Source organism: Sorangium sp. So ce185 (genome assembly GCF_051526825.1).
Lineage (GTDB): Bacteria > Myxococcota_A > Polyangia > Polyangiales > Polyangiaceae > Sorangium > Sorangium cellulosum_D.
In genome coordinates this window covers 12144793-12171482 of the sequence record NZ_CP150316.1, presented here as the reverse complement: position 1 = coordinate 12171482, position 26690 = coordinate 12144793, and the positions used below count along the sequence as shown (strand labels likewise).

Here is a 26690-nt window from a genome sequence, read left to right as displayed (position 1 = left end):
CTCGAGGCGCGCCTTGCCCAAGCTGACAAGACCGTGCAGGCGCTCCGGGACGTCGGGCTCGCGCTCGGCAGCACCCTGGATCTCGACCAGCTCCTCGCGCTCATCCTGAACAAGATCACCGAGCTGCTCGACGCGGACAGGGCGACCCTGTACCTGCTCGACGAGCAGCGCCAGCGGCTGTACTCGCGCATCGTCATCGGCGAGGAGGCGCGCGCGATCGAGCTGCCCGTCGGCGCCGGGATCGCCGGCCACGTCGCCAAGATCGGGCGCACCGTCCGCGTGAAGGACGCCTACCGCGATCGCCGGTTCCAGCGCGACTGGGACGAGGTGACCGGGTACCGCACCCGCTCGATCCTCGCCGCGCCGATGAAGAACCACGTCGGCCGGACCATCGGCGTCATCCAGGTGCTGAACAAGCACGGGGGAGCGGAGTTCTCGGTCCACGACGAGGAGCTCTTGAGCGCGCTGGCGACGCAGGCGGCCGTCTCGATCGACAACTCGCGGCTGTTCCTCTCGGTGATCCAGAAGAACACGCAGCTCGTCGAGACGAAGGAGCAGCTCGAGCACCGCGTGAGCGACCTCAAGCTGCTCTTCGAGCTCGAGAGCGCGATGGGCCGCGCGACCAACATGGAGGACCTGGCGCGCGCGGTCATCACGTCCGCCGGCAGGGCGTGCGAGGCGCGCGCGGGGGGCATGCTCGTCGACGAGATCGAGGGCGGGCTGGTGCTCTACTTCTTCGATCTCGACGCGCTCGAGGACGGCGCCCCGCCGCCCCGCGCTCCCGACGAGGAGCCGGAGGGCGTCGTGGTCGCGGCCCCCCCGAGGCCGGCGGTGAAGCGCGTCGCGATGCGCCGCGGCGACGGGCTGGTCGGGCGCGCCATGGTGCACAACGAGGCCGTGTTCTACTCGAGCGAGGGCGGGGGCGACGAGCTCGACGACATGGACATGACGGTCTCGCACCGGCTCGCCCAGATGCTCGGCGGGGAGCTGGAGTCCGCGATCGCCGTGCCCCTCGAGGGCGAGGACGCGGTGCCGATCGGCGCCATGGCGCTCTACAACTCCAGGAAGCCCCACGGCTTCTCGAAGGACGATCGGGCGCTCCTGCGGCTCGTGTCGGCGAACGCGTCGACCGCGCTGCGGCTGTTCCGCTCGCGCCTCGAGCGGGAGCAGAGCGAGCGGCTCACGACGATCGGGCGCCTGCTCTCGGGGGTGATGCACGACGTGCGCACGCCGCTCACGGTGATCAGCGGCTACGTCCAGCTCATGGCCAGCGCCCCCGACGCGGCGACGAGGGAGGAGCACGCGCGGCTGATCCTGAAGCAGTTCGACGTGATCAGCGCGATGCAGCGCGAGGTGCTGGAGTTCGCGCGCGGCGAGCGGAGCATCCTCGTGCGCAAGGTCTACCTGACCAAGTTCTTCGGCGACATCGAGAAGCAGCTGGAGCACGAGCTCGCCGGGACCGGCGTGGCGCTCTCCCTGCAGCTCGAGGACCGCGGGACGGCGCGGTTCGACGAGGCGAAGATGACGCGGCTCCTGCACAACCTCGTCCGCAACGCGGTCGAGGCGATGCGGCCGCGCGGGGGCACGGTGACCATCCGCGCCTACCGCGACGGGGGGGAACTCGCGATCAGCGTCGCCGACACCGGCAAGGGGATCCCGAAGGAGGTCCAGGGCCGGCTCTTCCAGTCGTTCGTCACGTCGGGCAAGCGCGGCGGCACCGGGCTCGGGCTCGCGATCGTGAAGAAGATCGTGGACGAGCACGCCGGGACGATCGCGGTCGAGTCGTCCGACAAGGGCGCGAAGTTCACGATCCGCCTGCCCCAGGAGAGCGCGTCGAGGCCTCCGGCCCCGGCGGAGGGGCAGCCCAAGCTGCCGCCGGCCGACGGCGGCCCGGCGCCCAAGGCGGGGGTGGAGCCCTCGCCGGTCGTGCACGAGGGCGTCCCTCGCCGCAGGCCGACAGGCTCATCGACGCCGGTGAACGAGCGCGGCAGGCGCTCGTCGAGCAACGGCTCGGACGCGTGACGCGCCCCCGCCGCTTGCGCGAGGCGCACCCGATGGAGAGACTCAACCGGTGTCCCAGCTCCGCCTGAAGCTCCTCGAGCCGCACCGGACGTCGCTCGAGAAGTGCGTCTACTGCCCCAAGCTCTCCCGCGCCGCCTGCCCCGTGTCGAACGTCGAGGCGAACGAGACGGTCACGCCGTGGGGCAAGATGTCGATGGCGTACTTCGCCGCGCGCGGCGACGTGCCGCTCGACGCGCCCCACGCGGATCCCGCCTGGGCGTGCTCGGCCTGCTACGCGTGCCGCGAGCGCTGCGATCACAAGAACGAGGTGGCCACGGTGCTGACCGACGCGCGCGCCGAGCTCTTCGCCCGCGGCCTCGAGCCGGAGGGAGCGCGGCGCGTCGCGGCGCGCTTCCGGGCCCGCGAGGACGGCCGCGCCGGCGAGGGCGACGGGCGAGCCCAGCCGGACCCGGCCGCGGTGCAGGTGCTGGTCGGCTGCGGCTACGAGCGCCACGCGCCGGACGTGGCCCGCGACGCGCTCGAGGCGACCGAGGCGCTGACGGGCGCGCCGGTCCGCCCGGTGCGCGCGTGCTGCGGGCTGCCGCTCCTCTACGCCGGCGATCGGCCGGGCTTCGAGGCCGCCGCGCGTCGCCTCGCCGCCGAGGTCGCGGCGGGGGAGCGCTTCGTCGCGGTCGACCCCGGGTGCGCGCGCGCCGTCCGCGTCGAGTACGCGCGCGCGGGCGTGAGCGTGAAGAGCCCGGAGCTGTTCGTCGATCTGGCGCGCGCGTCGCTCGACCGGCTGCAGCGGTCGACGTCGGAGCGGCGGGTGCGCTACCACGACCCCTGCCAGCTCGGGCGCGGCCTCGACCGCTACGACGCGCCCCGGGAGATCCTCGCCCGCATCACGGGGCGGCCGCCCGAGGAGTTCATCCACCGCCGCGAGCACGCCGACTGCAGCGGCGGCGGCGGCCTCGTGCCCGCCACGCGCCCCGCCTCGTCCGCCGCCATCGCCGACGGCAGGATCGCGGAGCACCGCGCGCTCGGCGGCGGGCTGCTCGTGACCCACTGCGCGCAGAGCCTCCGGCGGTTCAGGACCCGGGGCGAGCCGGCGGAGGACCTCGCGAGCCTGGTCGCGCGGGCCGTCGCGCCGCGATGACCGCGCCGGGGCCTGCCGTGGACGAGGCGCGCGGCGGCGCCGCGGGCCAGGAGGGGCCGGCCCGCCACAAGCGGCGCACGGTCGCGGGGAGGCTCCTCGCGAGCTACCTCGTGGTGCTCGCCGCCTTCGCGCTGACGGTGGGCTGGAGCGTCCAGGCCCTGCGGGCGGCGTCGCGCGACGCCCAGCTGCTGCGCGCCGGGTACGTCCCGCTGCTGCTCCGCATCGGCGAGGTCCTGGCCGAGCAGAACGTCTTCAACGCCCAGCTCAACCACATCACCGCCGCGAAGAACCCCGGCGACGTGCGCGAGTGGCTCGAGACCGCCCGCCGGACTCGGCCGCTCGCCTTCTCGATCGTCAAGGACGCCGCCAGGGCGCTCGCCGGCGCCGACGAGGTGCAGGGCGGCGCGGGCGCCGGCGTCGGGCAGGCGGCCGGCTCGTCGGGCGTGCGCCGGTTCAGCGACGAGATCGCGGCCGAGGTGACGGCGATCGAGCGGCTCGTGGGCGCCAGCCCGGAGCGGTTCTCGCAGCTGTTCCAGGCGCTCTCCGTCGGCAACCGCGAGCTCGCGGAGCGCACGCGCGACGAGCTGGTCAAGCGCGAGGTCGAGGGCGCGCAGCGGCTCAGGGCCATCAAGAGCCGCGTCGAGGAGCAGATGGAGAGCCTCACCGTCGAGGCGCGGCGGCGTGAGGAGCGCTCGATGCACCTGCTGCTCGGGCTGGGGGTGCTGACGCTGCTCGTCGGCGCGGTGATGTCGCTGTACGCGCGGCGCGTGCTCGCCCCGCTCACCGCGGTCACCGAGCGGGCGAACGCGGTCGCGCGCGGCGACCTCACCCCGAAGCAGGTGCTCGCGACGAACGACGAGATCGGCGAGCTCGCGACGACGTTCGAGGGCATGGTCGCCGCCATCCGCCGTGCGCGCGCCGAGCTCGTGAACGCCGAGCGGCTCGCGGCGATCGGGAAGATGGCGGCGCACGTCACGCACGAGATCAGGAACCCGCTGTCGTCGATCGGGCTGAACCTCGAGCTGCTCGAGGAGGAGGTGGCGCGCGCCTCCGCCGCGGACATGCCCGACGCGGAGCTCAGGCCCGTGATGAAGGAGTCGGCGCAGCTCGTCGCCGCGATCCGGGCCGAGGTGGATCGCCTGTCGCGCATCGCGGAGCAGTACCTCAGCGTCGCCCGCCGCCCTCGCCCGCAGCTCGTGCCGGAGCGGGTGGACGACCTGGTGCAGGAGCTCGTGGCGTTCGTGCGGCCCGAGCTCGACCGCGCCGGCGTCGCGGTCCGCGTCGAGGTGGAGGAGGGGCCCGAGATCCTCCTCGACGAGTCGCAGCTCCGGCAGGCGCTCCTGAACCTGCTCCGCAACGCGCGCGAGGCGATGCCCAAGGGCGGCGAGATCGTGGTGAGCGTCAGGTTCTCGGGCGGGGCCGCGACCATCGCGGTCGACGACACGGGCCCCGGCGTGCCGGAGGAGCTGCGGGCGTCGATCTTCGACCCCTTCTTCACGACCAAGCAGCGCGGGACGGGGCTCGGGCTCGCGGTGACGCGGGACATCGTCGAGGCGCACGGCGGCGCGATCTCGTGCGAGCCGCGCGAGGCGGGGGGCACGCGGTTCCGGATCGTCCTGCCCGCCGGCGGCGCGCCGGCCCAGGGCCGCGCCGCGGAGGCGCACGCGGCGCTCTGAGCCGCGCCTGCCGCGGGGGCGCGCGCGGCGACGGCGGCGCGCAGGCCCGGCGCCGCGGCTACTTGGGCAGGTGCTCGAGGATGATCCCCATGGCGAGGAAGCCCACGACGGCGAACACGAGCGCCGCCAGCACGTAGAAGAGGGTCCGGAGCGTCCGCGCCGGGGGCGCGCGCGGCGGCTGCTCGAGCGGCCCCGGCTCGCCGGGGACAGGCAGCCCCGAGCTGACCGAGCCCAGGGTCGGCCGCGTGGGCCTGTAGACGAGCGTCGGACCCTGGCTGGTCGGCCCGGGCGAGCTGTCCTCGGAGAAGTCCGGGAGCGTCCGCGGCGACACGGGCGGGGGCGCGAGCTCCATGGCCGCGTTGTTCAGCACCATGGTGCCGTTCGGGCCGGTCCAGGGCATGGGCTGGTGCATGGGCTGGACCGCCGGCAGCCCGCCCGCCGCGTGAGAGGGACGCTGCCCCTCGCCCAGCGCGGGCGCCGGATCGCCGAGGAAGTGGTGGGCCGCGAGCGCAGGGTCGCTGGGCTGGCGCGCCGGGGCCTCCACCGGCGGATGCGCCCCTGGATCGGTGGCCGTGCGGATCAGGATGGGATCGGCCGGCGGCACCGGGAGCTTGAGCGCGCCCGAGGACGGGGGCTTGTAGGTCGGGTGCGGGGACGGGAGAGGCGTGCCGGGCGCGTGGCCCGACGCGCCGCTGCCGGGCGCCCTGGAGCTGCGTGGGTTGACCGCCGGCTGGCTCGAGCCCTGCGCGGGCCGCAGCTCGCGCCACGCGGTGAGCCCCTCGAGCGCGCTCTGGAAGCGGTCCGCAGGCTCCCGCGCCAGCCCCTTCGCGAGGAACGCCTCGAGCCGCGGATCGACCGGCCCGTCCATCGCGTCCGCGAGCCTCCGCGCGTCGGTCTTCTGCTTCATCTCGACCATGATGAGCAGGTTGCGCGCCTGGTAAGGCAGCTGACCGCTCATCGACTGGTAGATCATCGTGGCGCAGGCGTAGATGTCCGCGCGGTGGTCGACCGTCTTCGCCTTGCCGATCTGCTCGGGCGGCATGAACGAGAACGTGCCGAGGCTCTGCCCCATCTCGGTGAGGGTCTCTCCTCCCATCTCCTTCGGCAGCTTCGAGATGCCGAAGTCGAGGATCTTGACCCGCGTGGACCCGTCGGGGCGCGCCTCGAGGTACACGTTCGACGGCTTCAGATCGCGGTGGATGATCCCGGCGCGGTGCGCGTCGGCGAGGCCCATCCAGACCTGCTCGATGATCGGGTGCAGCTCCTCGAACGCGATCGGCCCCGTCCGCTTCAGCCGATCGATCAGCGACTCGCCTTCGAGCAGCTCGAAGACGAGCACGATGCCGAGCTCGGGGTCCTCCTCGACGTCGAGGATCTCGGTGACGTGGTCGCTGTTGATGGAGCCCGCGGCGCGCGCCTCGCGCCGGAACCGCTCGACGGCGGACGACTTGGCCTTCGAGTCGGCGCGAAGGAGCTTGACCGCCACCTGGCGGCCGGTGCGGATGTTCTCCGCGGCGAACACCTCCCCCATCCCGCCACGGCCGAGCTGGCGGATGATGCGGTACCGGTTCGCAACGACGGTTCCAGCTTCGAGCTCCAAAAGCGCCTCGCCACAGATTATCCCCCGCGCCGACGCGGGCGATCAAATTCTCCGGCGCGAACGGGGTAAGTCGACCATGGGCGATGGGCCGCCGGCCGCGGGCCGCCGCGGCCTCGCCCCGGCAGAGGACGGCGAAAGAGCCGCAGAATCGAGCTCTTCCGTGGGCCCTCCGCCCCTCCGGTGATGCGCCAGCGCTCCCCCCTCACGCGCGGCGTCTCGCGCCGGTCGCGGGGGCACGGTCGCGCCCCCGCGCCGCCGCGGCGCTCACTCGTCTTCCTGCTGCCGGAGCTTCGCCACGACGCTCAGGTCCTCGAGCGTCGACGTGTCGCCGGTCATCTCGCGGCCGGCGGCGACGTCCTTCAGCAGCCGGCGCATGATCTTGCCGCTGCGGGTCTTCGGCAGCGCGTCCGCGAAGCGGATGGCGTCGGGGCGCGCGAACTTGCCGATCTCCTTGGCGACGTGCTCGCCGAGCTTCGCCTGGAGCTCCGGCCCGGCCGAGAACCCCGGCCGGAGCGAGACGAACACCACGAGCGCCTGCCCCTTGAGCTCGTCCGGTCGGCCGACCGCGGCCGCCTCGGCGACGGCGGGGTGAGAGACGAGCGCGCTCTCGATCTCGGCCGTCCCGATGCGGTGACCGGCCACGTTCAGCACGTCGTCGATGCGGCCGACGACCCAGTAATAGCCGTCCTCGTCGCGGCGAGCGCCGTCGCCGGTGAAGTAGCAGCCCTCGACGTCGCTGAAGTACTGCTTGCGGAAGCGCTCGTCGTCGCCCCACACGGTGCGCAGCATCGACGGCCACGGCGTCTTCAGGACGAGCAGCCCGCCCTCGCCCGCGGGGACCGGCTTGCCGTCCTTCGTGACGACCTCGGGCACGACGCCGAACATCGGCAGCCCGGTCGACCCCGGCTTCGAGGGCGAGGCGCCGGGCAGCGTGGTCATCATGATCGCCCCCGTCTCCGTCTGCCACCAGGTGTCCACGATGGGGCAGCGGCCGCCGCCGATGGTCCGGTGGTACCAGATCCACGCCTCGGGGTTGATCGGCTCGCCGACCGAGCCGAGGAGCCGGAGGCTCGACAGATCGCTCTTCGCGGGCCACTCGTCGCCCTGCCGCATGAAGGCGCGGATGGCCGTGGGGGCGGTGTAGAGGATGGTGACGCCGTGCTTCTCGATGAGCCGCCAGAAGCGGCCCCAGTCGGGGAAGTTCGGCGCGCCCTCGTACATGAGGCACGTCGCGCCGTTCGAGAGCGGGCCGTACACGATGTAGCTGTGGCCCGTCACCCAGCCGACGTCGGCGGTGCACCAGTAGACGTCGTCGTCGCGCAGATCGAAGACGTACTTCGTCGTGACGTGCGCGCCGACCAGGTAGCCGGCGGTCGTGTGGAGCACCCCCTTGGGCTTCCCGGTCGAGCCGCTCGTGTAGAGGATGAACAGCGGGTGCTCGGCGTCGACGATGGTGGGCTCGCAGGAGGGCGCGGCCTGGGCGAGCAGGTCGTGCCAGAGGACGTCGCGGCCCTCGGTCATCTGCACCTCACAGCGCTCGCTGCCGAGGTGCTGGTACACGATGACGCGCGTCGCGCTCTTCGCCTCCGGCTGCGCGAGCGCCTTGTCGACGGTCGCCTTCAGCGGCACGACCTGCCCGCGCCGGTACGCGCCGTCCTGCGTGATGACGAGCTTGGCCTGGCTGTCGTGGATGCGGTCGCGCAGCGCGTCCGCGGCGAAGCCGCCGAAGACCACCGTGTGCACCGCGCCGAGGCGCGCGCAGGCGAGCATCGCGACGGCGACCTCGGGGACCATGCCCATGTAGATCGCGACCCGATCCCCCTTCTCGATGCCGAGCTTCTTGAGCGCGTTCGCGAGCAGCAGCGTCTCGCGGTGGAGCTGGGCGTAGGTCAGCGTGCGCGTGGCGCCGTGCTCGCCCTCCCAGATGATCGCGGCCTTGTTCTTGGTGGCGGTCGTGAGGTGCCGGTCGAGGCAGCTCTCGGTGACGTTGAGGGTCGCGCCGACGAACCACTTGGCGTGCGGCAGCGACCAGTCGCTGGTGGTGGTCCACGGCGTGCGGAACACGAGATCGCCCGCCTCCCGGCGCCAGAACGCGTCCGGCTGCTCGATGCTCTCGCGGTAGAGCGCCTCGTAGGCCTCCCGCGCGCCGACGCGCGCACGACGCGAGAACTCGGCCGGCGGCTCGAACCGGCGCGTCTCCTTCAGCAACGACGTGATGGCATCCTGCGACATGGTCACCCCTGCGTTGGAGGGGACGGCGGAGGCCGACCCCCGATCGCTGTTCCCCCGCTGGAGAGGACGGCGAACCATCTACGACTCACCGCGAGGGCGTGCGAGGATACATCCGCCGAGCAGCAGAACAAGGACGGAACGGGCGGGCGCCCGGGCTCGGCCCGCTCACCAGAACGCGTAGCCGGCGTGCAGGCTGCCTCCCAGCTGCAGCAGCACGGAGGAGTAGAGGGGAATGTCGTCGTCGCCGTCCTTGTAGCTGATGCCGCGCGACGACTGGAAATAGCTGTCCAGCGAAAACCCGAGGAGCACGCCGCTGAGGTCCAGCTCGACGCCGACCTCGGAGAACACGAACGCGTTCACCCCCCGCGCGTGCTTGCACCGGCCGTCGCAGATGTCGCCGCTGGGACCCTTGATGCTGTCGAAGCTCACGTCGTCGTAGGTGAGGCCGCCGCCGATCGAGCCCACGAAACGCCAGGTCTGCCCCGGGGTCATCAGGCGGACGTTCAGCCCGACGCGCGTCGACCCGAGCGTGTAGCTCGCGTTCGGGTAGCTGGGGTGATCCGACCCGGTGGCGATGTTCGCGTACTGGAACATCACGTCGAACGCCGCGGGGGTGTTCACGCGGTAACCCACCCGGATCGAGCCGGCGCCGCCGCTGTTCGCCTCCGGCAGCTGGAACCCGCGCGGGTGGCCGAGCGGCCAGAGCAGCGACGCCGCGCCGATCACGTAGTACCCCTGCGGCGCGAGCGAGAGCGGCACCGGCCGCGGCGGCGGCGGCGGCGGGGGCGGCGTGTACGGCTGCGGCGCCGCGATCGCGGGGGGCTTCTCCGGGGCCAGCGTCAGCTTCACCCGCTTGTCGCGCTCGCCGCTCACCACGGTGACGCTCTGCTCGGCGCTCGCGTGGCCCTCGGCGCGCGCGCCGATGCGGTGCACCCCCGGCCCGAGCTCCACGACCCGCGTCCCCGACGACGCGGGCGGCTGCTCCTCCCCGTCGATGAGCAGCGCGGCGTCCGGCGGGCTGAGCTCGATCGTGAGGTGGGCGAGCAGCGCGCGCATCTCCTCGATGGCGCTGCGCGCCGTCCGCTCGTCGCCCTCGTCCATCGTGTCGCGGTGCTGCGCGAGCGCGCGCTCGAGCGCCGCGATGGCCCGCGGGTAGTTGAAGAGGGCCTTCTCGGCGAGCGCGATGTTGAAGAGCGGGCTGGCCTTCGGCTTCGCCTCGTAGGCCGCCTCGAACTCGACGATCGCCGCCGGGTAGTTCCGGTCCTGGAACAGCTTGATGCCGTTCTCCATGTGCTGCCGGTACGGCTCGACCTGCGCGAGCGCCGGCGAGAGCTGCGCTGCCAGGCCGAGGAGCGCCGCGCAGAGCGCGACCTGGAGTCGTCCGTGCGATCTGCCCAAGCCCGCCTCAGTCGACCTTGAGCTGCAGACCAGCCGCGACCCCCGCCGGCTTCGACGCCGCGACGTCCGGCCCGACCGGACCCGACGCGGCGGCCTTTGCGCCGGCGCCCGTCGCCCTGGGGCGCGCCGCGAAGGGGAGCGTCGCCGTCTTCTTCGCGCTCGGCGCGGCCTTTGGCGCCGGGGGCGGCGCGGCCTTGGGCGCCGGCTCCGCGGTGGGCGCCGGCTCGGCGGCGGGCACCGGCGCGACCGCCGCCGGCAGCGGGTGGAGCAGGACCTCGATGGGGGCCCTGCCAGCCTGGAGCGTCACTTCCTTGTCCACGGTCGTATATCCGGAGGCCTCGATCCTCACCCGCTTCGTCTCGCCCGTGCGGCCGCGCAGCGTGCGGTCGGCCAGCGCCACGCCGTCGACGGTGAAGCGCGCGCCTTCGGCGTTCGTCCGGAGCTCGACGGAGACCTGGGCGGGCGGCGCAGGCGCGGCGGCGTCGGCGCTCTCCGCCGGCGAGCGGCGCGCGTGGAAGGCGGCGCCCGCGAGCCCGCCGACCAGCGCGACGAGCGCTGCCCCGGCGAGCGCGAGCCGCCGCGGCCCGCGCGCGCCCGCGCGCCCGTTGCTCGCCCAGCCCACCTTCGAGCCGGTGCCGGGCACCTCGAGCGTCGGATCCATCGCGATGTTCGGGTCGCCCGGCGTGAGCTTCACCGGCGTCTGCCCGGACACGCCAGGCGCGCTCGTCGTGTGGGCCCCGAGCTCGTCGCTCGAGCTGCGCCGCGCGCCGAGGAGCCCGCCGGCCCCGGCGACCAGCGCGTCCAGGAAATCCCGCGCGGACGAGAACCTCGCGTCCCTGTCGCGCGTGAGCGCCTTGGCGATGACGCGCGCGATCGGCTCGGGGACGGCCGGGTTGCTCATCCGCACGTCCTGGGCGTCCTTCATGCAGATGTTGACGATCACCTGCTCGTACGAGCTGCCGCTGTGCGGCGGGTGCCCGGTGAGGCACTCGTAGAGGATGGCGCCGACCGCCCAGAGATCGGTCCTGCCGTCGACGTCGGGCAGCGCCTGCGCCTGCTCGGGCGACATGTAGAACGGCGTGCCGAGCACCGTGCCCTGCCGGGTCAGCGTGTGCGCCGGGGCGCCGTCGGTGCGGCGCACCTTCGAGATGCCGAAGTCGAGGATCTTCGCGAAGTTCGGGTCGTCGTCGCGGTCGACCAGGAAGATGTTGTCCGGCTTGAGATCGCGGTGGACGATGCCCGCCTCGTGCGCGCGGTGGAGGCCGCGGAGGATCTGCGCGGTCACGTGGAGCGCCTCGCCGAGCTCCAGCCGGCCGCAGCGCCGGATGCGGTGGCCCAGGTCCTCGCCGCGGAGCAGCTCCATGACCAGGAACGGGACGTCGTCGGCGAAGCCGGCGTCGAAGATCTCGACGATGTGCGCGCTCTCGACGGCGCTCGCCGCCTGCGCCTCGCGGTGGAACCGGGCGACGGCGTCCTTGTTCCGCGCGAGCTCGGCGTCGACGAACTTCATCGCGACGCGCTTGCCGATGGCGGTGTTGACCGCCTCGTAGACCGTGCCCATCCCGCCACGACCGATCGTCCGTACGATTTCGTACTTCTGGACCCGCTTTCCGACGAGCGCGCCCTCGACCGGCTGAGTCGCTGCGGCGGTGGTGTCGGTGCTGCTAGGCATGGCGGTTGCGACTCGCGAGGGCGGGGCGGGCGAAGCGCTATGAGGCCCGATGGACGAACCGTATCAAAGAAAGCTGCGCCCCTTCCCTGCGCGGCAGCTTATCACCTACCCCCGCCAGGGTGCACCTTCGCCGGCGGGGGCGGCCAGGGGTGCGCCGGGCGAGGGGCGCCGTCGCACATCGGCCGCCCCTCTCAGCGCGGCAGGGCGGCGGCGTCCGGGCTCGGCGCCTCGGCGAGGCGCGGATCGAGCTGGCCCTGCTTCTCCAGGGCGGACAGCTCGCTGAACCCGCCGATGCTGACGCCGTTGATGAAGATCTGGGGGACCGTGCGCTGCCCGGAGGCCTTGACCAGCCAGGCGCGGAGGTCGTCTCGGCCCTCCACGTTGATCTGCGTGAACTGCACCTGCTTCTGGCTCAGCAGGCGCTTCGCCATGGCGCAGTACCCGCAGTACTCGGTGACGTAGATGGTGACGTCGGCTGCTTGCATGGGCACCTCGTCCTCTTTCCTTTCTCGGGACGGTCGAAGATGCAAGCGCACAGGGCTCCACCTTGCGGTAGGCTGCGCGCATGGCCGAGAAAGAGGGGACGATTCACCTCGATCGCTACACAAGCGACGCGAAGCAGGTCGTCGCCGGCGCCCAGCAGATCGCGGACGAGCGCCAGCACGCCGAGGTCACGCCGCTGCACTTGCTGATGAGGCTGCTGGAGCGTGACCGGGGGGTATCCGAGGTGTTTCGGCGGGCCGGGGCCGACCCGAACGAGGTGCTCCAGCTCGCCGAGAACGCGCTGAAGAAGCTGTCCAAGGCGGGCAGCGGCGTGGCGTACGTGAGCCCGCGCCTGCTCGACCTCCTCGGGCGCGCCGAGCGGGAGGCGACCCGCGACAAATCGGCGAACGTCGGCATCGAGCACCTGCTCCACGCGCTCGCGCAGGAGATCCGCGGGCCTGCGGGGGAGATCCTCTCCTCGTTCGGCATCGGCCCCGGCGCGTTCCGGCCGCACCTCGGCGCGCTCGAGGCGGCCTCGCGCGAGCCCTCGCCCGCGGCGTCCAGCGCGTCGGAGCCCGGGCAGCCGGCGCCGTACACCCGGGACCTCGTCGCCGACGCCCGAGAAGGGCGGTTCGATCCGGTCATCGGCCGCGACGTCGAGGCGCGGCGCCTGCTGCAGATCCTCGAGCGGCGGTTCAAGAACCACCCGCTCATCGTCGGCGAGCCCGGCGTGGGCAAGACCGCGCTCATCCGGGGCCTGGCCGACCGGATCGCCCACGGCGACGTGCCCACGAACCTCGCGGGCGCCCACCTCTACGAGCTCGACACCGGCGCGCTCGTCGCCGGGGCGAAGCTCCGCGGCGAGATCGAGCAGCGCCTCAAGGTCCTGGTCGACCGCCTGCGCGGCGCGCAGGACGCCGAGAGCATCCTCGTCGTCGAGGACCTCGACGCGCTCTTCGGGCAAGGGGTACAGGGCGCCGGCGTCGGCGAGCTCCTGAAGCCGCTCCTGTCGCGCGGGGAGATCCGGATCATCGCCACGACGACGCCGGAGGGCGTGCGCAAGATCAACGAGCGCGACCCCGGGATCATCCGCCGGTTCTCGACAATCACGCTGGAGGCGCCGAGCATCGATCAGGCGACGGAGATCCTGCGCGGGATCGCGACGAAGTACGAGGCCCACCACCGCGTCCGCGTGGGGGAGAGCGCCATCGCCTCGGCGGTCGCGCTGGCCAAGCGGTACATCTCGGACCGCGCGCTCCCCGACACGGCCGTGGACCTGCTCGACGAGACGTCGGCCCGCAAGCGGGTGGAGGTCGACGGCGTGCCGGCCGAGCTCGACGCCTTGAGCCGGCGCGTCGACGCGCTCCGCGCCCAGATCGCCGCGCTCGCCGACGACGACGACAAGCTCAGCGTCCAGACCCGCGCGCGCCTGGAGGCGGAGCTCGCGGAGATCGAGCCGAAGGCGTCGGCGATGCGCAGCCGCAACGCGTCGCGCCGCGGCGTCATCGCCGCGTGCCAGGCCATCCGCCGGGAGCTCGTCGCCGCGACCGACGCGCTGAAGGTGGCCCAGCGCGACAAGGCGTTCGCCAAGATCGGCGAGCTCGAGCACGTGACCATCCCGGAGATCAAGCGGCGGCTCCAGGCCGCCGAGGAGGCCGCGCAGCGGGAGGGGGTCGCGCCGACCTCGAACGTCGTCGGCGAGTCGGACGTGGCGGCGACGCTCAACGACTGGACCGGCATCCCGGTGGCCAAGATGCTCGAGGGTGAGGCCGAGAAGCTCCTCAAGATGGAGGAGCGGCTCGCGCAGCGGGTGGTCGGCCAGGACGAGGCGGTGCGCGCGATCGCGAAGGCGGTGCGCCGCGGGCGCGTGGGCCTGCGCGATCCGGGCAAGCCGATCGGCTCGTTCCTGTTCCTCGGGCCGAGCGGCGTCGGCAAGACGGAGCTCGCGAAGGCGCTCGCCGAGTTCCTGTTCGACGACGAGCAGGCGCTGACGCGCATGGACATGAGCGAGTTCATGGAGCGCCACATGGCCCAGCGCCTGATCGGGGCGCCCCCGGGCTACGCGGACAGCGAGCAGGGCGGCTTCCTCACCGAGGCGGCCCGGCGCCGGCCGTACAGCGTGCTCCTGTTCGACGAGGTCGAGAAGGCGCACGCGGACGTGTTCAACCTGCTGCTCCAGATCCTCGACGACGGCCGGCTCACGGACGGCCGCGGGCGGCTCGCCGACTTCTCGAACACGGTCGTGATCATGACCTCGAACATCGGGTCGAAGCGCGTGCTCGAGACCGACGCCAAGCTGTGGACCACGGAGGACGGCCGCGAGGCGATCCGCGACGTCCTGCTCGAGGAGCTGCGCGGGTTCTTCCGCCCGGAGTTCCTGAACCGGATCGACGACATCGTCGTGTTCAAGGCGCTCAGCAAGGACGACCTCCGGGGCATCGTGGACATCCAGCTCCGCCGCCTCGAGCAGCTGCTCACCGACAAGGACATCCGCCTCTCGCTCACGGACGCCGCGAAGGCGCGGCTCGTCGAGCTCGGCTACGAGCCCAGCCTCGGCGCGCGCCCGTTGAAGCGGGCGATCCTGCGCGAGCTCCAGAACCCGCTCGCCGAGACCATCCTGGCCGGCGGCTACCAGCCCGGCCAGACGATGCGGGTCGACGTGAGCGACGAGAAGTTCGTCTTCACCAAGGCGTGAGGGGGCGCGCGCCAGGCCCGAGGCGGGCGCGCGACGGACGCGGCCGGGGCCGGCGCCGCAGGGCCGGCGCCGCAGGGCACGGCGGGGTGCTGCGCGACCGCGGCCGGACGCGCGGCCGGTCGCGGCCGGCGCTCGGCCTGAGCCGCGGCGGCGGGCGATTTTCGGGCTCTACAGCGCTGCGGCGTACGGTCGGCTCTCCGGGGCGAAGAACCTGGGCGGACGGCGCTGCGAACCTCTTGCCAAGCGAAGCAAGGTCCGTATACTGCCGCTCCCTCGCTCACCGGGCCCTCGGCTCGAGGGCCAATGCGTGGCGTAAGGTGAGGGATCGCGGTCCCCAGGTTGAGGAAGACGCACCATGTACGCGGTCATCAAGACGGGCGGCAAGCAGTATCGGGTCGCCGAAGGTCAGAAGCTCCGGGTCGAGAAGCTTGCCGGCAATGCCGGTGACAAGGTCACCTTCAGCGAGGTGCTCCTCGTCGGCGGCGACTCCCCCAAGATTGGCAAGCCCCTCGTGAGCGGCGCCTCCGTCGCGGCCGAGATCACCGGGCAGGACCGCGGCAAGAAGATCGTGGTCTTCAAGTTCAAGCGCCGGAAGAACTACCGCCGCAAGAACGGCCACCGTCAGCCGTACACCGAGCTCAAGATCACCGGCATCACCGCCTAGCAGGAGAAGTAGACATGGCTCACAAAAAAGGCGGCGGCTCCTCCAGGAACGGCCGCGACTCGAACGCGCAGCGCCGTGGGGTGAAGGTGTACGCCGGCTCGCCGGTGCGCGCTGGCAACATCCTGGTCCGGCAGGTCGGCTCCTCGATCCACGCCGGCCACAACGTCGGCACCGGCCGCGACTTCACGCTCTTCGCCCTCGTCGATGGCGTCGTGACGTACGAGTGGAAGTCCAACGCCAAGAAGCAGGTGTCGGTCTACCCGGCGTCCTGAGCTCCCGCACCGGGACGGCCGCATGAGCCGTCCCCTCGCGTCCCGCCTGTTGCGCTCCGCGCGCTCACGCTTCACCCCAACGCGGTGACGACCTACAAGCTCCTCGCCCTCGACGTCGACGGGACCCTCGTCCGGCGCGACGGCTCCATCCACGACGAAGACCTCCTCGCCATCCAGCGGCTCCAGAGCGCCGGCATCCCGGTCTCGATCGCGACCGGGCGCCTGTACTCCGGGACGCGCGAGGTCGCGCGGCGGGTCGGCGTGCTCGGCCCCATCGCGTGCGTCGACGGCAGCCACATCGTGCACACCGAGGGCGACGCGCACCTGTACTCGCGCACGATCTCCGGCGCCCACGCGGCGCTGCTGCGCTCGATCACCGAGCGGCACGCGACGGCGTCGTTCCTCTTCGCGCAGGACAGCATCGTCCACGACGCGACCGGCACGCCGCACGTCCACTACGTCCGCGGCTGGTCTCACGCGATCGCCGAGGTCGAGCGCGTCTCGTCGCACCCGTACTGGGAGCACGAGCACGGGCTGCTCGCGCTGGTGGCGATCGGGACCGAGCTGCAGGTCATGGCCGCCGTCGAGGAGGTCCGGTCCGAGCTCGGCGAGGCGGCCTTCGTCATCTCGTTCCCGTTCCTGCGCGACGGTCACACGAGCCTCTGGGCCATGATGGTCCGCGCGTCCGGGTCGACGAAGGGGACGGCGATCGCGTGGCTCGCGGAGCACTACGGCTGCGCGACGTCGGACGTGGTCGTCGTCGGCGACTGGCTCAACGATCTGCCGATGTTCGAGGTCGCGGGGCGATCGTTCGCGATGGCGCAGGCGCCGGAGGACGTGAAGCAGGCCGCGACCGACCGCCTGGAGGCCGACGGCCTGCGCGGCGGGGGCATCGCCGAAGCGATCCGCCGCGCCTTCGGTCGCTGAGCCGAGCGGCAGAGGGCGCCGAAGAGCAGCGGGGGGAGCGCCGCTCAGCGCTCCCCCGCGCGAAGCGCTGTGTCAGGCCTTGCGCTGCGCCGGCTGGGACGCGGCGGCGAGCTGCTGCTGCTGCTGCTGCAGGTACTGCGCGACGGCGCGCGAGCGCTCGATGGCGAACTGCTTGACCTCCTTGTTCGGAGAGCCCGCGAGCGCGTTCAGCAGCTTGGTCACCTTCTCGAGCTGGCGCGACTGGAACAGCGCCTCGAAGTAGTTGTTGGCCAGGCGCACGTCGCGGCTCATCTTCGCCTCGTGCGGCTGGAGCAGGCGGACCACCGCCTCGAGGTCGTTCTTCTGCCCGTACAGCGCCGAGAGACAGAGCAGCGCCAGCGGGTTGTCCGGGTTCAGCGCGACCGCCTTCTTGGCGTACTCGACGGCCTTGTCCCGCGTCTCCTCGTTGGCCGCGTAGAAGCCCTGGATCGCGATGTACGGCGCCGGCGTCTTCTTGTCGGCCGAGAACTTCTCGATCTCGGCGACCGCGCTCGCCTCGTCTCCGCGCTGCTTCAGGTACTGGAAGAGGTAGGCCCACGCGTCGATGCACTCGACGTCGATCGCGATCGCCTTCTCGATGAACTCGCGCTCCTTCGCGTCTTCCTTGCGCGCCTGGTAGAGCTTCGCGAGGTGCAGCGAGGGGTAGGGGTTGTCCTTGAGCAGGTTCTGCGCGCCCTTCAGCGTCCCCTCGGCCTTGTCGTGCTTGTCCTGCGAGAGCTGCGCGATGCCGAGCGCGAGCCAGTCGTCGCCCGTGCCGCCCTTCGCGACCACCTTCGAGAGCACCTGCTCGGCGCGCTGCAGCCGGTTGTGCTTGAGGAGCTCCTGCGCGTAGATGCGCCCGCGGTTCAGATCGTCGGGCTGCTCGGTCCAGTGCTTCTCGAGGCCGGCGAGCAGGTCCTCCAGGCCGATCGCGATCGGGCGCCCCTGGTCGTCCTGCACCTGGACCGCCGGCCCGTTGAAGCCGAGGAGCTGCCACATCTGATCGAGGGTCACCGCCGCGGGGCCCTTCTCGATCAGACCCTTCAGCTCATCGGTCGGCTTGTTGACCGGGATGACGATGAGCGCGTTCCCCGGCACGCCGTTCGGGAACGCGCTCACGGGCGCGACGATCGCTGCCCCTCCCGCGATATTGAGCCCAGCCGCCTGCTGCTGTCCGTTCGTCGTCATCGTCGATGCTCCGAGATCTCTTCCCCACGCGCGCCGAGGCGCAGGCATCACCCAGCCTCGCCCCGGTACCCTGCGCGCCAAATTGATGGGGGCCGTAGTTCGTGTAGAAGGGGCGCGAACGCTAGCAGGGAGGGCCCACCCGGGCAACGGGGGAGCTCGGAGAGCACGGCCGCGCGCCGCGGTCTGTCCGCCCGGGTTTACGCCCGTGATTCCGCCCGTGATTCCAGTGAATTTCGCCGCGCTCGCCGCGCTCCCGACCTGCCGCGCTGCGGCTTGCGTCGCCGCTGCCGTCGCTGCGCCGCGCGGCTCGCTGTCGCTCGTGGGATCGCTGTCGTGCTCGCTGTCGCTCTCGCCGTCACGGACGCTCATATCGCTCGCCCTCTCCCTGCTCCGCGCGCCGTCCTAGTCGAGTCGCGGGCCGGCGGCGAGGGCCGGCTTGAGCTCGCGCGCCGGCCCGGAGCGCGCCGGCGCCGCGCTGCGCAACCGCTCCGCCAGGTGGGTCCGGCGCTCCTCCTTCCGGGTCTCCGCCAGCGCCAGCGACACGGCCCGCGGATCCGCGACGAGCACCACGAGCCGCTTGCCGCGCGTCACCGCCGTGTAGATGAGGTTCCGCGAGAGCATCACGAAATGCTGGGTGAGGATCGGCACGATCACCGCCGGATATTCGCTCCCCTGGCTCTTGTGGATGCTCGTCGCGTAGGCGAGCGTCAGCTCCTCGAGCTCCGCTTCTTCGTAGCTGACCTCGCGATCGTCGAAGCGCACCTGGAGCTTCCGCTCCTCGGCGTTCACCTCCGTGACGAACCCCACGTCGCCGTTGTAGACCTCGCGGTCGTAGTCGTTGCGGAGCTGCATCACCTTGTCGCCGAGCCGCAGCGTCCGCGCGCCGCGCGTGACGGTCGGGCCCTCGGGGTTCAGCGCCGCCTGCAGCCGCGCGTTCAGGGCGATCGCGCCGGCCTCACCCTTGTGCATCGGCGTCAGCACCTGCACGTCCCGCCGCGGGTCCAGCCCGAACCCCTTGGCGATGCGCTCGGTCACGAGGTGGAGGATCAGCTCCGCCGCCGCCTCGGCCTCGGTCCGCTCGATGACGTAGAACTCGCCGCCGGGCCCGCGCGCGCCCTCCGGCGGCTCGCCGTCGTGGATGCGGTGCGCGTTCCGGACGATGAGGCTGCCCTCGGCCTGCCGGAAGATCTGCGTGAGCCGCACCGTGGGCACCTCGCCGGAGGCGATCACGTCCCGCAGCACCGCGCCCGGTCCGACCGAGGGCAGCTGGTCGACGTCGCCCACCAGCACGAGCCGCGCCGCGTCGGACGTGGCCTGGAGGAGCGCGTCGGCGAGCGCCAGATCGAGCATCGACGCCTCGTCGACCACGATCGCCGCCGCCTCGATCGGGCGGCCCCGCTGGCGACCGAACTTGCGCTGCTTCGGGTCGAACTCCAGGAGGCGGTGGAGCGTGACCGCCTCGCGCCCGGTCGCCTCGCTCATCCGCTTGGCGGCGCGGCCCGTGGGCGCGGCGAGCCGCACCGGCAGCCGGGCGCGGTCGAAGAGCGCCAGGATGGCCCGGACGATGGTCGTCTTGCCGACGCCGGGGCCGCCCGTGATGACCAGCACCTTGTTCCGCGCCGCCTGCTCCACGGCGCTGCGCTGCGCGGGCGCCAGCGAGACCTTCGTCTTCTCCTCGAACGCGGCGATCGCCGCGTCGACGCCCTCCGCGAGGCGCGCGTCGCCGGCCGCGCCGTCGTCGTCGTCCCCGAGCAGCGAGCGCATCCGGCGCGCGAGCCGCACCTCGGCCTCGTAGAGGTCCTTCGGGTAGACGGCCACCTCGCCGGTCGACAGCGCCTCGACGCGCACGTGGCCGCTCGCCGCGAGCGCGTCGATCGCGCCGTCGACCTCGGCGGCGTCGCGCTCGAGCATCGCCGCGGCGAGCTCCGCGAGCTCCGGCCGCTCCGCCAGCGTGTGCCCGCGGGTCGACAGGTCGACGAGCGTCTGCAGCACGCCCGCCTGCGCCCGCTCGGGCGAGTCGGCCCGGACGCCGATCGAGCGCGCGATCCGGTCGGCGGTCTTGAAGCCGATGCCCCACACGTCGAGCGCGAGCCGGTACGGGGAGCGGGAGACGATGTCGATCGCGTGGGGGCCGAACCGCTTGTAGATGCGGCTCGCCAGCGCCGGGGAGGCGCCGTGCGCCTGGAGGAAGATCATGATGGCCCCGATCGCCCGCTGCGCCGCCCACGCCTTCGCGACCGCCTGTGCCCTGCGCTGGCCGAGCCCGGGGACCTCGGCGAGCCGCTCCGGCGACCGGTCGAGGATCTCCAGCGTCTCGGCGCCGAACGCCTCCACGATCCGCTTGGCGTACGCGGGCCCGATGCCCTGCACCATGCCCGACCCGAGGTAGCGCTCGAGCCCGTCGAGCGTGGCGGGGGCGATCGGCAGCAGGGTCTCGACCTTGAGCTGCTCGCCGTGCTTCGGATCGCGCTCGTAGCGCCCCGTCGCGCGCACGCGCGTGCCGGGGACGACCTGCGGGAACACCCCGACCCAGACCTCCGGGGCGGCGCCGGGGGCGACCTCCACCCGCAGCACCCGGAAGCCGCTCGACTCGTTCTCGTAGGTGACGCGGGCGACCTCGCCCTCGACCGTCGCGGGCCCGTTGCCCGCCGCCTCCCTGGCCGAGAAGAGCCGCTGCTGGCCCCCGCCGCCCGGCGGGCGCTCGCCGGCCCCGCCGGGGCGCTCGCCGGCCCCGCCGGGGCGCTCGCCGGCCCCGCCGGGGCGCTCGCCGGCCCCGCCGGGGCGCTCGGCGCGCTCGTGCGGGCGCGGCGCGCCGTCCGGCGGCGGCGCGGCTGCCCCCCGGGCTGCCCGATCGGGGCGGCCGCTCCGCTGGGACCCTTGCACGAGGGCAGCATGTAGCCGCCGGCCCGCCGGCGGCAACGCCCTCGTGCGCCGCGGCGCGTGATACTCCTCGCGGGTGCCGGAGCTCCCCGAGGTCGAGCACGCCGCCGCCTCGCTGCGCCGCTTCCTGGCGGGCGACCGGATCGCGTCCGCCGAGGGCGACCGCACCCGCCTGTTCCGCGGATCGAGCCGCGACGCTTTCGAGCGCGATCTCCCGGGCCGCGCGCTCGAGCGCCTCACGCGCTTCGGCAAGTACCTTACGCTCGAGCTCGACGCCGGCGTGGTGCTGCTCAGCCACCTCGGGATGACCGGCAAATGGGTGCGCCGCTCGCCGGGCGAGCCCGCGCCGGCGCACAGCCGCGCCCGGCTGCTGCTCGCCTCGGGGAGCGTGCTCCACTACAGCGATCCGCGGCTCCTCGGCCGCCTCGCGGTCCTGCGCGGCGTCTCGCCGGGCGAGATCCCCGAGATCGCCGCGCTCGGCCCGGATCCGCTGCGCGACGGGATCGACGTGGACGCCCTGGCGCGGCGCGCGCGGGCGAGCGCGCGCGCCGTGAAGGCGATCCTCATGGACCAGGCGGTGATCGCCGGCCTCGGCAACATCCAGGCGACCGAGGCGCTCTTCCGGGCCGGCGTGCACCCGGCGCGGCCAGGCCGATCCCTCTCGCGCGAGGAGGTGGCCGCGATCGCCGCCGGCGCCCTGGGCTCGATCGCGCACACGCTCCGGGCGATCGGCGCGGGCGAGATCGCTTACCTGTCCGAGTCCGGCGCGACGCCGAACCCGTTCCTCGTCTACGCGCGCGCCGGCCAGCCGTGCCCCCGCTGCGGCGCGGCGCTGGAGACGCGCGCGATCGGCGGCCGCTCCAGCGCCTTCTGCCCGCGCTGCCAGCCGGAGCGCGGCCGCGCGCGGGCGCGCGCTGGGCCGCGCAGGGCACCCCAGCGCTGAACACCCGTCGCGCGAAGGGATTTGCGCCGCGGGCCCGCGGTTGGCGTGACATCTTCGTGCCGGTATAGTGGCCCCGCGATGGGCCGCAGCACCTTGCTTTCCGTCCTCTGCGCCCTCGTTCTCGCGGGCTGTGCCGGGAGCGCGCCGGAGGCGGCGCGGTCCAAGGACCGCCTGCTGCGCGCGACGGCCTCGGTCGCCGTGGAGCCGGGCGCCGGCGCGCCGGCGCCCGGGGCAGCGGCGGAGGACGCCGCGCACGCGGACGCGCACGAGCACGAAGACGAGGTGGACGAGGACGGCGCCGAGGCCGACGACGGCCTGGATCTGCGGGTGGATCCGGGCGCCGGCACGCGCGCGCACTCGCCGCTCGCGGCGATGACCGAGGCCCAGATCGAGGAGCTGCTCGCGAAGGACCCGGCGGCGCTGGGGCCGATGTCGGTGGGCGCCACCAACGCGGGCGCGCTGTTCAACGGCATCCGGATGCCCGAGAGCGACCGGTGGGAGCTCGTCGATCCGGGCCACGCCTGGGGGACGCGCGAGACGGTCGACGCGCTCGACCGGGCGATCGCGGAGGTGCACCGGCAGTTCCCGGGCAGCCCGAAGCTCTACATCGGGCACATCAGCGCCCGGGACGGCGGCCGGCTCTCTCCGCACAAGAGCCACCAGGCCGGGCGCGACGTCGACATCAGCTATTTCCTCGACGCGCGGCACCAATGGTACCAGCGGGCCACGGCGGCGAACCTCGATCGAGAGCGCACCTGGGCCTTCGTCCGGGCGCTCATCACCGAGACCGACGTGGAGCTCATCCTCATCGACAGCAGCGTGCAGCGGCTGCTCAAGGAGCACGCGCTGAAGATCGGCGAGGACAAGGACTGGCTCGACGAGGTCTTCCAGTACGGGTCGAGGAAGCCGCGCCCGCTCATCCGCCATGCCCGGGGGCACGCGAACCACATCCACATCCGGTTCTACAGCCCGGTCGCGCAGGAGTCGGCCGTGCGCGCGTACCCGCTGCTCGTGAAGCGCGGGGCGATCAAGCCGACGGCGCACTACGTGCGGCACACCGCGAAGAAGGGGCAGACGCTGGGCTCGCTGGCCCGGCAGTACGGCACCACGGTGGAGGCGATCAAGCGGGCGAACGGCCTGCGCTCGACGGCGATCCAGGCGAAGCGTGTCTACAACATCCCGCGGCCGTCGAGCGGCCCCGCCGCCCCGCCGAAGCACGTCGTCGTGCCGCCGCGCCGGCTGCCCCCGCCGCGGGCCGCGGAGGCGTCGCCGCCGGTGCGCCACGACGAAGCCGGGCCGGCGCTGGGCGGCTGAGAGCCGCGGGAGGGGCTCCGCCGCCGGCCCTCCGGGAGCGGTCGGCCCGCGGGCGCGGCCTCGGCCCCGCTCAGTGCTTCACGTCGACCACGAGCCGCGCCGGCTTGGTCAGCTCGAGGACGCGGTACTTGTTCGGCGACGAGACCCCGAGCACCCACGTCACCTCGGCCTCGAAGTCGCACGTCCGCTCGAGCTCCAGCGCCACGCCGAGCGCGAGCTTCCGCTCGCGGAACGGGATCGTGGGCTTCCCCTCGTCCGTGTGCGCCGCGGCGGGGGTCATGCGCACGGCGAGCCACCCGTCGCCGGCGATCTCGGTCGCCTCGCCCGAGCCGCACTGCCGCACCGGCTTGTCGATGTAGTCGACGTGGTAGCCCGGCACCGCGTCCCCCTCGAACTCGAACACGACGCGGTCGTAGTGCTCGTGCCGGGCCGCGCGCACGTCGCGCAGGATCGCGACCTTCGCGCCGGCGCGCGGCTTGTCGGTGGCGCCCGCGGTGCCCTCGAACGTGTCGGTGCTCGTGGGATCCGCCGCCTTCGGAGGCCGCGGCGTGGGCGGCTCGTCGTCCACGGCCGGCCCTTCGGGGCGCGTGTCGATCGGCGTCACCTGCGGGACTGGCTGAGCAGGCTCGCTGCCGGCGCCGCCGCGGCAGCCCGCGGCGAGCGACACGGTTGCGGCGGCGAGCAGGAGGTCGGCGGTCCTCATGAGGGGGCTTTCATGGCGCCACGGCCGCCGAACGTCCACTGCGACGACGCGGCGCGCGCCGCCGCGGGCATCGCGGGGGCGGCGCGGCCGGCGCGCGCCGCCGAGGATCACCGCGAGGGCGCCCGCGCCCTGGCCAGGATCGCCGCGAGCCGGGGCACGATCTCGTCCACCGCGCGCTCGCCCTTCACCGACCCCTCGATGCGGAGGCGCGTCCCCCGGCCGTCCTCGCCGGGCACGACGAACAGCGGGATCATCTTCGACGCGTAACCGGCCTCGGCGAGCCGATCCCGGTCGCGGTCGAGGTCGAACTCGAGCAGGCGCAGCGCCGGGAAGGCCGCGTCGAGCTGGCCCGCCTTCACGGCGTCGTGGAACCTCGTGCACGGCTCGCACCACGGCGCGCCCACGTAGACGACGAGCTCGCGCCCCTCCCGCCGGGCGCGCTCCCGCGCCGCGTGCACCAGCGCCGGCACCTCGCCGCCGTCCGGCGCGAGCTCGACCTCGGCCCGCAGCGCCGCCGGCCGCGCGACGCCGCTCCCTGCGGCCGGCGCGGAGGTCTCCTCCCGCGAGCAGCCGAGGAGCGCCGCGAGACAGAGCACCAGCCCGGCGCCAGCCGACCCCTTCCGGCCATGACCGTTCACGTCGTCGTCTCCCTCTCGGGCACGGTCTTGCTCACGGCGGCCGGCTGCGCCAGCGCCTCAGGGGAGCACGAGCTTGATCGAGAACACGTAGTCGACGTTGACCGGCCGGCCCTGGTAGGTGACCGGCTTGTAGCGGCTCGCCGCGAGCGCCTCGAGGACCGCCTCGTTCATGTGGGGCACGCCCTTGACGATCCGGCAGCCGGTGAGGCTGCCGGCCGTCGTCACCACGCACTTCGCGAGGACGGTCCCCTCGACCCGCGCCTGCCGCGCCTGCCGCGTGTAGACGACCGCGGGCGCGGCGATCGGCACGGGGCGCGTCATCCCCTCCTGGAACGGCAGGATCTCGGGGGCGGCTGGCGCCGGCGCGGCCGGCGCCGCCGCGGCCCCGGCCGCCGGAGGCTCCGGCGCGGCGATCGCGGCCGGCTGCGCGGCGCTCGGCCCGGCAGCGACGGGCCCGGCGCTCGGCGACGGCCCATCGCTCGGCGGCCCGGCGCTCGGCGGCTCCGCCGGGGGCGCCGGCTCCGGGAGCGCGCTCGCCGCGGCGTGCGGGCTCGGCGCCGGCGCCGCCGCGGCGAGCGCCTCGAGCTCCGCCGAGGCGGTCTCGTCCTCGGGGCGGACGACCAGCACGGCCGGCTTGTAGCCGGGCTTGGTCAGATTGAGCCGGTACTCGGCCGTGGTCCCGGCGCCCTGCAGCACGAGCCGGCACGGGGTCGAAAGGCAGACCTCCGTCCCGCGGTCGGACACGCGGGCCCCGGGCGGGGCGCTCTCGATCCTCACGATCCTGAACTCGGCCGCGGCGCCGGGCTCTCGGCCCACCGAGGCCTCGACGGGCATGGCGAGCGGCACCGGGGCGGGCTGCGCGGCGGCCGGGGCGCTCGCGGCGTCCGGAGCGCGCCCGCGCACGTGCCCGGTGAGCGCCAGCACGAGCCCCCCGCCGACGATCGCCGCGACGAGCGCCACGATGTAGACGGACACCGGCGCAGGACGAGCAGGGCCGACGGAGCCGCCGACGGTCGGCGGCGCCTGGGCCGGAGAGAGCGAGTCGCCCTGCGGCTGGCGGATCGGCGCGGCGGGCTCGCTCGCCCCGGCGCGGGGCGGCGCGCCCAGCTCGCTCGGCGACGGCGAGAGGGCCGAGAGGCGCGGCCCCGAGTTCGACGGCGCGGAGGGCAGCGCGCCGCCGAGCTGCGCCACGGACAGCCGCTCGGGCGCCGAGGCCCGCGCGAGATCGATCGGCTCGCCGGCCGCGCTCTTCAGCGCGATGAGACACTCCTTCATCGACTGGAAGCGCCTGTCCGGGTCCTTCTCGAGACACCGCATCACGATGGCTTCCATCGCCGGCGACACGAGCGCGCCCGGAGCGCTCCCGGCGAGCGGCGGCGGCGGCTCGCTGACGTGGGCCATGAGGGTCGCCGTGGGCACCTTCTTGTCGAACGGCACCTTGCCCGAGAGCATCTCGTAGAGCAGGACGCCGAGCGCGTAGATGTCCGCGCGCGGCGAGAGCTCGTGGCCCATCGCCTGCTCCGGCGCGGTGTACTTGGGAGAGCCGATGAACAGGCCCTTCTGGGTCAGATCGTCCAGGTCCTGCCCCGAGACGTCCTTGACCAGGCCGAAGTCGAGCACCTTGACGAAGTCCTGCTCGTCTCCCTGGTCGACGAGGAGCACATTGCTCGGCTTGAGATCCCGGTGCACGAGGCCGAGGCCGTGCGCCTCGATGAGCGCGCGGCAGATCTGCCGCGCGATCCGGCTCGCGCGCGCCTCGGGGAGCGCGCCCTCGTCGTGGAGCACACGGTGCAGCGTACGGCCAGCGATGTACTCCATCGCGATGAAATAAATGCCGCGCGGATCGTCCCTGCCGTAATCGAAGACGGTGACGGAGTTCGGGTGGGTGAGCCGCGCCGCGGTCGCGGCCTCGCGTGAAAAGCGCCGGAAGAACTCCGGATCTTGCTCGCGGCGCTCGTCGGGCACGAGGAGCTTGAGGGCGCAGATCCGTCCCAGGGCCGATTGCTCTGCCCTGTACACCTTGCCCATACCCCCGCGCGCGATGAGCGATACGATCCGATATCGACCGGCGATCGTCGCGCCGATGAGCGGGTCTTGACCGCTGCTCCTGGTCGCACCCATGCCGTTCATCATACGCACGACGGCGGGGGCGCGGCTACCCCAACGCCCGTTGTTTCGCGCGTCTTGTCGTCTCGTTGGACTGCGCACCTCGCGATCCCCGCGCGGCTCC

Annotated in this window: 19 protein-coding genes; 9 read left to right on the top strand and 10 right to left on the bottom strand. The window is 73.4% G+C overall.

What is annotated here, in order from left to right:
* Positions 1 to 33: 33 nt before the first annotated feature.
* The 3 genes from WMF26_RS44810 to WMF26_RS44800 are packed head-to-tail and all read left to right on the top strand — an operon-like array spanning position 34 to position 4833.
* Positions 34 to 2022 carry a GAF domain-containing protein gene (locus WMF26_RS44810; RefSeq protein ID WP_437997726.1) on the top strand — a complete coding sequence of 663 codons (1989 nt, stop codon included), beginning with the start codon at positions 34 to 36 and terminating at the stop codon, positions 2020 to 2022.
* A 49-nt stretch (positions 2023 to 2071) separates the two neighbouring features.
* Entirely contained in the window at positions 2072 to 3157 is a 1086-nt protein-coding gene (locus WMF26_RS44805) for a (Fe-S)-binding protein (protein WP_437997725.1), read from the top strand.
* Complete coding sequence (locus WMF26_RS44800; protein ID WP_061628588.1) at positions 3154 to 4833, top strand: sensor histidine kinase; 1680 nt, start codon at positions 3154 to 3156, stop codon at positions 4831 to 4833. Before WMF26_RS44805 ends, WMF26_RS44800 begins: the two co-directional genes overlap by 4 nt.
* Before the next feature lie 58 nt (positions 4834 to 4891).
* Here WMF26_RS44800 and WMF26_RS44795 read toward each other — a convergent pair whose 3' ends face one another.
* The 5 genes from WMF26_RS44795 to grxC form a co-directional block, all read right to left on the bottom strand.
* On the bottom strand, positions 4892 to 6433 hold the full coding sequence (locus WMF26_RS44795) for a serine/threonine protein kinase (RefSeq protein ID WP_437997724.1): 1542 nt from the start codon (positions 6431 to 6433) through the stop codon (positions 4892 to 4894).
* 264 nt (positions 6434 to 6697) lie between these two features.
* Positions 6698 to 8665 (bottom strand): acetate--CoA ligase, encoded by a 1968-nt coding sequence (gene acs / locus WMF26_RS44790; protein ID WP_437997723.1) that lies wholly within the window; start codon positions 8663 to 8665, stop codon positions 6698 to 6700.
* A 165-nt stretch (positions 8666 to 8830) separates the two neighbouring features.
* A complete protein-coding gene (locus WMF26_RS44785) occupies positions 8831 to 10063 on the bottom strand; it encodes a hypothetical protein (protein WP_437997722.1) in 1233 nt (410 codons plus the stop codon).
* A gap of 7 nt (positions 10064 to 10070) precedes the next feature.
* A complete protein-coding gene (locus WMF26_RS44780) occupies positions 10071 to 11735 on the bottom strand; it encodes a serine/threonine-protein kinase (RefSeq protein WP_437997721.1) in 1665 nt (554 codons plus the stop codon).
* A gap of 191 nt (positions 11736 to 11926) precedes the next feature.
* Positions 11927 to 12220 (bottom strand): glutaredoxin 3, encoded by a 294-nt coding sequence (gene grxC / locus WMF26_RS44775; RefSeq protein WP_437997720.1) that lies wholly within the window; start codon positions 12218 to 12220, stop codon positions 11927 to 11929.
* An 80-nt stretch (positions 12221 to 12300) separates the two neighbouring features.
* Here grxC and WMF26_RS44770 point away from each other — a divergent pair, with 80 nt between their 5' ends.
* The 4 genes from WMF26_RS44770 (at position 12301) to WMF26_RS44755 (ending at position 16776) form a co-directional block, all read left to right on the top strand.
* A complete protein-coding gene (locus WMF26_RS44770) occupies positions 12301 to 14913 on the top strand; it encodes an ATP-dependent Clp protease ATP-binding subunit (RefSeq protein WP_437997719.1) in 2613 nt (870 codons plus the stop codon).
* Between the two features lie 355 nt (positions 14914 to 15268).
* On the top strand, positions 15269 to 15577 hold the full coding sequence (rplU, locus tag WMF26_RS44765) for a 50S ribosomal protein L21 (RefSeq protein ID WP_020740951.1): 309 nt from the start codon (positions 15269 to 15271) through the stop codon (positions 15575 to 15577).
* A gap of 14 nt (positions 15578 to 15591) precedes the next feature.
* A complete protein-coding gene (rpmA, locus tag WMF26_RS44760) occupies positions 15592 to 15849 on the top strand; it encodes a 50S ribosomal protein L27 (RefSeq protein WP_437997718.1) in 258 nt (85 codons plus the stop codon).
* Between the two features lie 84 nt (positions 15850 to 15933).
* Positions 15934 to 16776: an HAD family hydrolase gene (locus WMF26_RS44755; RefSeq protein ID WP_437334158.1), complete on the top strand. Its 843-nt coding sequence runs from the start codon at positions 15934 to 15936 to the stop codon at positions 16774 to 16776.
* A gap of 72 nt (positions 16777 to 16848) precedes the next feature.
* On the opposite strand, the gene WMF26_RS44750 is transcribed toward WMF26_RS44755, so the two are convergent.
* Together WMF26_RS44750 and recD2 are read right to left on the bottom strand one after the other, a co-directional pair.
* A complete protein-coding gene (locus WMF26_RS44750; RefSeq protein WP_437334157.1) occupies positions 16849 to 17982 on the bottom strand; it encodes a tetratricopeptide repeat protein in 1134 nt (377 codons plus the stop codon).
* A 402-nt stretch (positions 17983 to 18384) separates the two neighbouring features.
* Positions 18385 to 20865 (bottom strand): SF1B family DNA helicase RecD2, encoded by a 2481-nt coding sequence (gene recD2 / locus WMF26_RS44745; RefSeq protein ID WP_437997717.1) that lies wholly within the window; start codon positions 20863 to 20865, stop codon positions 18385 to 18387.
* 73 nt (positions 20866 to 20938) lie between these two features.
* On the opposite strand from recD2, the gene mutM reads away from it, so the two are divergent.
* Both mutM and WMF26_RS44735 read left to right on the top strand, forming a co-directional pair.
* Entirely contained in the window at positions 20939 to 21805 is an 867-nt protein-coding gene (gene mutM / locus WMF26_RS44740) for a bifunctional DNA-formamidopyrimidine glycosylase/DNA-(apurinic or apyrimidinic site) lyase (protein WP_437997716.1), read from the top strand.
* Between the two features lie 78 nt (positions 21806 to 21883).
* A complete protein-coding gene (locus WMF26_RS44735; protein WP_437997715.1) occupies positions 21884 to 23119 on the top strand; it encodes a LysM peptidoglycan-binding domain-containing protein in 1236 nt (411 codons plus the stop codon).
* A gap of 70 nt (positions 23120 to 23189) precedes the next feature.
* Here WMF26_RS44735 and WMF26_RS44730 read toward each other — a convergent pair whose 3' ends face one another.
* From WMF26_RS44730 to WMF26_RS44720, 3 genes are all read right to left on the bottom strand, one after another.
* Positions 23190 to 23822: an AMIN-like domain-containing (lipo)protein gene (locus tag WMF26_RS44730; protein ID WP_437952143.1), complete on the bottom strand. Its 633-nt coding sequence runs from the start codon at positions 23820 to 23822 to the stop codon at positions 23190 to 23192.
* 107 nt (positions 23823 to 23929) lie between these two features.
* Positions 23930 to 24460 carry a thioredoxin family protein gene (locus WMF26_RS44725; protein ID WP_437997714.1) on the bottom strand — a complete coding sequence of 177 codons (531 nt, stop codon included), beginning with the start codon at positions 24458 to 24460 and terminating at the stop codon, positions 23930 to 23932.
* Positions 24461 to 24517: 57 nt separating this feature from the next.
* Positions 24518 to 26581 (bottom strand): TonB family protein, encoded by a 2064-nt coding sequence (locus WMF26_RS44720; RefSeq protein ID WP_437997713.1) that lies wholly within the window; start codon positions 26579 to 26581, stop codon positions 24518 to 24520.
* Positions 26582 to 26690 lie beyond the last annotated feature (109 nt).